At 70.3% G+C, this 5,350-nt stretch carries 6 protein-coding genes; 4 read left to right on the plus strand and 2 right to left on the minus strand.

Features of this window, described 5'->3' with window-relative positions; all coding sequences use genetic code 11:
* Positions 1-713, minus strand: a 713-nt coding sequence (locus ACLEQD_RS35890) for a prepilin peptidase (RefSeq protein WP_410390339.1), incomplete at its 3' end; no start/stop codon positions are given.
* A gap of 231 nt (positions 714-944) precedes the next feature.
* On the opposite strand from ACLEQD_RS35890, the gene ACLEQD_RS35895 reads away from it, so the two are divergent.
* From ACLEQD_RS35895 to ACLEQD_RS35910, 4 genes are all read left to right on the plus strand, one after another.
* Positions 945-1,547, plus strand: coding sequence for a type IV pilin protein (locus ACLEQD_RS35895; protein ID WP_410390341.1), 603 nt, complete (start codon positions 945-947; stop codon positions 1,545-1,547).
* Between the two features lie 120 nt (positions 1,548-1,667).
* The gene (locus ACLEQD_RS35900; RefSeq protein WP_410390343.1) at positions 1,668-2,582 is read left to right on the plus strand and encodes a tetratricopeptide repeat protein; all 915 of its coding nucleotides are present in this window, start codon (positions 1,668-1,670) and stop codon (positions 2,580-2,582) included.
* A complete protein-coding gene (locus ACLEQD_RS35905) occupies positions 2,563-3,543 on the plus strand; it encodes an ABC transporter ATP-binding protein (protein ID WP_410390345.1) in 981 nt (326 codons plus the stop codon). The genes ACLEQD_RS35900 and ACLEQD_RS35905 overlap by 20 nt, the downstream gene beginning before the upstream one ends.
* Positions 3,540-4,307 carry an ABC transporter permease gene (locus tag ACLEQD_RS35910; protein WP_410390346.1) on the plus strand — a complete coding sequence of 256 codons (768 nt, stop codon included), beginning with the start codon at positions 3,540-3,542 and terminating at the stop codon, positions 4,305-4,307. The genes ACLEQD_RS35905 and ACLEQD_RS35910 overlap by 4 nt, the downstream gene beginning before the upstream one ends.
* Here ACLEQD_RS35910 and ACLEQD_RS35915 read toward each other — a convergent pair.
* On the minus strand, positions 4,304-5,350 hold a 1,047-nt coding region (locus ACLEQD_RS35915), incomplete at its 5' end, for a YfhO family protein (RefSeq protein WP_410390348.1). The genes ACLEQD_RS35910 and ACLEQD_RS35915 overlap by 4 nt on opposite strands.

The raw sequence follows: 5,350 nt of genomic DNA on the forward strand, positions 1-5,350 counted from the left end.
GGGGGGCGCCGCGCGGCCCCGCCCTGCCCGTGAGGGCGAGCAGCGCCACGCCCCACGATGGAGCCCTGCAGCGACGAGAAGAAGAGGATGCCCAGCAGCGAGTGCCAGCCCAGGAACGCGCCCAGGAGCGCGACGAGGAACTTGTCCCCGCCGCCCAGCGCCTCGCGCTTGAAGGCGCGCCAGCCCACGTACTCCATCAGCCGGAAGGCGAGGAACCCCACCGCCGCGCCCAGCGCCGCCTGCGCCACCGCGCCCGCGCCCCGGGGGATCGCCAGCAGCACGCCCGCCGCGATGCCCGGCAGCGTCAGCGAGAACGGGAGGATCCAATGTTCCAGGTCGATGAAGGTGAGCGGCACCAGCAGGAACACGAGCACCAGCGCGGGCACCAGCGCGTACGTCCAGTCAAAGCGCTTGAGGCACGCGAGGAACAGCAGCCCCGTGAGCAGCTCCACCATCACGTAGCGCGGGGAGATGGGCATGGCGCAGCCCCGGCACCTGCCGCGCAGGCCCAGCCACGACAGGACGGGGATGTTCTCGTACCAGGAGAGCACGTGCCCGCACTTCGGGCAGCGGGAGCCGGGCCGCACGATGCTCAGCCCCTCGGGCACCCGCGCGATGACGACATTGAGGAAGGAGCCGATGCACAGGCCGAGGATGAACAGGAAGAGGATGAAGAGGGGCTCGGCCCAGCCCGGCGCGTAGGTGAACGTCACGGAGCCCGGAATCCTACCCGCCGCTTCCGGAGCTGGCGACTGCGCGATGGAGGACGAAAACCGTCAGCGCGGGTGACAAAAATTGGCAGGCCACCCGGCGGATCCATCCCCTGCCCCGCCTGACTGCCCTGGGAATCCCGGGGGTTGGGTGGATTGTTCGGCGTGGCACTCTTCGTGCTAAGAGTTCGCACGTCGTTCAACCCCCCTCTGCCTGCCGCGGAGTTCCCAAACATGATGAACCGTCTCTTCCGGAAGAAGGGTGGCTTCACCCTCATCGAGCTGATGATCGTGGTCGCCATCATCGGCATCCTGGCCGCCATCGCCATCCCGAACTTCATCCGCTTCCAGGCGAAGTCGAAGCAGTCCGAGGCGAAGACGAACCTCAAGGCCATCTTCACGGCGCAGAAGTCGTACTTCGGTGAGAAGGACAAGTACTCCACCGACTTCACGGTCATCGGCTTCGATCCGGAGCCCGCGAACCGCTACAGCTACGGCCTGCGCACGGGCTGCGTGGAGGCCGTCGCGGCGACGAGCACCGGTCGCGCGAACGCGAAGACGGGCTGCATCGGCCAGGACGTGGCGAAGTTCACCACCGCGCCGGGCGCCAAGGACGCGATCACCGCGCTGGGCGTGCAGCCTTCCCTGACGGACTGCCCGAGCTGCTTCTTCAGCGCGAACGCCGTCGGTAACGTCGACAACGACCCGGCCGGCGACGCCTGGGGCATCACCTCCTCCCCGACGGGCGCGACGCTGGCCGCCACCTGCGGCGTGGACAGCAACCTGATCGCCGCCGGCGAGCCGGGCAACGCCTACAACGACGTGAGCTGCGAGTAGTCGTTCAAGCGGCTTCGCCTGAGATTGCCGCAGATCCGTCGTGACGGATCGCAGCAGGGGATGGCAGAATCCATGGGGCGCCCGGGCATATCGGGCGCCCCATTTTCGTTGGGTGGAGCCATGGACAAGGTGTACCTGCGATTCGTCCCGGGCGTGTTGTTGCTGGCGCTGTTGTCCGCGCCCCCCCGGCCCGTGTCCAGGCAGGGTGGTGGTCCCCTGTTGCCCCGTCCCGGATTGCTCAAGGCGCTCTTCCACTCCCAGCAGGGGCTGGTCACCGACTACTTCTGGGTCCTGCTGCTCAACCGTATCGGCACGGCGTCGCAGCCGTCGGAGTACCGCGACATCTACGACTACGCGGAGCTGGTCACCGACCTGGATCCCGGCTTCTGGCAGGCCTACTTCTACGCGGGCATCACCATCCCGGTGCACCTGGGCAAGGGCCGGTACCTGAACGTCGAGGAGTCGAGCGCCATCCTGCGCAAGGGGCTGAAGCACCTGCCGGGCAACCAGCGGCTGTCGTTCCAGCTGGCGTACAACCTGATGTTCTTCGAGAAGAAGTACAAGGACGCGGCGGACATCATCCAGGAGCTGTCACGGCTTCCGGACGCGCCCCCCTGGTATTCGGCGCTGGCCACGCGCCTGTACGCGCAGTCCGGCGACTTCGACAGCGGGCTGTCGCTCAGCATGGCGTTGCGCGACGGCGCGGAGGACGACGAGACGCGCGAGTTCTACGCGCGCCGCGTGCAGGAGATCCTCCAGGAGCGGTTGCTGCACACCCTTGACGCGGCCATCACCCGCTACCGCGAGCGCGAGGGCCACCTGCCCGACGACCTTCCCACGCTGGTCTCCGCGGGAGACCTGGCCCAGCTCCCCCAGGATCCGCTGGGGGGCAGGTTGTTCCTGGGCGAGGATGGCCGCGCCTATTCCGACGCCGTGCGCTTCCGCATGGAGCTCATCCAGGACGAACGCACCGAGGACGGCGAACGCCTGGTCCCCAAGCCCCGAGTCACGAACCATGACGAATCCCAGCCCTGAAGCCCCGCCCATCCAGGCGCAGGGGCTGCACAAGACCTACAAGGTCGGCTTCTGGTTCAACCGCACCGTGCGGGCCCTCCAGTCGCTGGACCTGCGGGTGGACGCCGGGCAGATCTACGGGCTGCTCGGCCCCAACGGCGCCGGCAAGTCCACGACCATCAAGATCTTGATGAACCTGGTGCGCCCCAGCGGCGGCACCGCGCGGCTCTTCGGGCAGCCGGTGGAGGACGCCGCCACGCGCAGGCTGGTGGGCTTCGTGCCGGAGAACCCCGCCCCCTACGAGTACCTCACGGGCCGCGAGTTCGTGACGCTGGCCGGGCAGCTGGCGGGCCTGTCCGGCCACGAGCTGGACGGACGGGTCACGGAGGTGATGGGCGCGGTGGAGATGGCGGGCGCGGAGAAGCTGCAGATCCGCCGCTACTCCAAGGGCATGGTGCAGCGCGTGGCCCTGGCGCAGGCGCTGGTGTCCCGGCCGAAGCTGCTCATCCTGGACGAGCCCACGAGCGGCCTGGATCCGCTGGGGCGCCGGCAGATGCGCGACCTCATCCTGGCCGAGCGCCAGAAGGGCACCACGGTGCTCTTCTGCAGCCACATCATCCCGGACGTCGAGTCGCTGTGCGACCGGCTGGCGGTGCTGGTGGGCGGCCGCCGGGTGCGCGAGGGCAGCGTGCAGGAGCTGGTGTCCGCGCAGGTGCCCACGGTGGAGGTCGTGGTGGAGGGGCTGAAGCCGGAGCAGGTGCGCGGGCTGGGCGTTCCGCTGGAGTCGGTGCAGGCGCTGGACGGCCGCGTGATGTTGCAGGTGGCGGACGTGGACAGCCAGCGGCTGCTGGGCGGCGTGCTGGGCGCGGGGGGCCGGGTGAACCGGATGCAGCCGGCGCGCTTCTCGCTGGAGCAGCTGTTCATGAACGCGCTGAAGGAGTCAGGCCGCGCGTCGAGCGTGGGCGGGGAGATCAACACGTGAGCGCCTTCAGCGCGATGATGTGGAATGGCTTTCGCGAGGCGCGCCGCAACCGGGTGACGGTGGTGGTGGGCGTGTTCGCCGCGGTGGTGCTGCTGTCCTCCTCGCTGGTGACGGAGGTGACGGTCGCCACCTTCGACCGCGTGCTGACGGACTTCGGCCTGGGGATGATGAGCATCATCCTGGTCTTCCTCACCATCTTCCTGTCCAGCAGCCTGCTCAGCCGGGAGATTGAGCGGCGCACCATCTTCCTGGTGGTGAGCAAGCCCGTGTCGCGGCGTCAGTTCCTGCTGGCGCGGCTGGCGGGCACCATGCTGACGCTGGGCGTGCTGCTGGTGGCGATGACGGCCGTGTTCCTGGGCGAGCTGCTGCTCTTCGGCGCGGACGTCACCCGGACGCAGCTGCTGGCCAGCGCGGGGCTGTGGTTCGAGCTGCTCGTCATCAGCAGCGTGGGCATCCTGTTCTCCAGCTTCGCGGGGCCCGCGGTGTCCGCCATCGCCACCACGGGCATGTACTTCACCGGGCACCTGACGGGCGACCTGTACGGCATCGCCAGCCGCTCGGAGAGCCTGGCGGTGCGGGCCATTGGCAAGACGCTGTACTACGCGCTGCCCAACCTGGAGCGGGTGAACTTCCGGCCCCAGGCCACGTACGCGCTGCCGGTGGACGCGGCCACGTTCTTCTCCGGCGTGGGCTACAGCCTGGCGTGGACGCTGGTGCTCACCACGCTGGCCATCGCCATCTTCGAGCGGCGCGACTTCCGCTAGGCCGCCGCCCGGCGCCTGGGGACGAAGCGCCTCCCCAGGCACGCCAGCGCGAGCCCCAGCCACGACAGCGCGCCCAGGAGCAGGCCCGCCGTCAGGCCGGGGGTGCGGTAGCGCAGCTCCACCCGGTGCTGGCCCGCGGGCACCACCACCGCGCGGACCGCCACGTCCGCGGGGAGGATGGGGACGTCCTGCCCGTCCACCGTCGCGCGCCACCCCGGCTGCCAGGCGTCGTTGACCACGAGCACCGCGGGGGCCAGGGACGCCACCTCCACCGTGAGATGCTCCGGCGTGCCCGGGGCCACGTGGATTGACCCCAGCGGGCCTTCCGGCGTGGGCGGCAGCGGGGCCTGGCACTCCACGATGGCGACGTCGGGGGGCGGCAGCTGGGGCGACATCATCCGCCGCAGGGCCTCCGCCCTCCCCTGCACGCACTCCGGACGCGCCAGGTGGATGCGCGGCGCGGCGTCCGCGTACTCCACCAGCGTCAGCCCCATGAGCGGATCCACGAAGGTGCTCCGCGCGGACAGCCGGGCGCCCAGCTCCCGCTGCTCCGCCGTCGCGAAGGCGATGAACCGGGTGCCCAACCGGGGCGCGAGCCGGGTGAACCAGTGCACCCGGTCCGCCTTGAGCTGACGCACGCGGGGGCTCACCCCGGGCAGGTATTCGTTCGCGCTCTCCAGGCCCCACAGGGCCACCATGTCCGGCGCCAGGACGTACAGCTGCAACAGGTTGAGGGCGTCGTTGTGGCGCAGGCCGGCCAGCCGCGGCGGCGGCGGCAGGTCGCGCAGCGACGAGGCCACCCGGACCGACTCCCCGGGCGCCGTCAGGGCGCGGATGCGCTCCACGAAGACGGGCGGCGTCGTCAGCAGCTCCTCCGGAGAGAGCTGGTAGAGCGGTTCATGGGCCCGCATGAGCGCCCCCCACTGCAGGGCCACGAGCAACGCGCCCTGGAGGGCGGGCCGCTCGCGCAGCAGGACCAGCGCCGCGCAGGCGGACGCGAGCACCGCCCCGGCCACCGCGCCGGCGACGGACGTTGCCAGACA

Source organism: Corallococcus sp. 4LFB, assembly GCF_046520365.1.
Lineage (GTDB): Bacteria > Myxococcota > Myxococcia > Myxococcales > Myxococcaceae > Corallococcus > Corallococcus caeni.

Coding starts and splice junctions, on each gene's coding strand:
- ACLEQD_RS35900 (WP_410390343.1), top strand. CDS start 1,668: ATGGACAAGGTGTACCTGCGATTCGTCCCGGGCGTGTTGTTGCTGGCG.
- ACLEQD_RS35905 (WP_410390345.1), top strand. CDS start 2,563: ATGACGAATCCCAGCCCTGAAGCCCCGCCCATCCAGGCGCAGGGGCTG.
- ACLEQD_RS35895 (WP_410390341.1), top strand. CDS start 945: ATGATGAACCGTCTCTTCCGGAAGAAGGGTGGCTTCACCCTCATCGAG.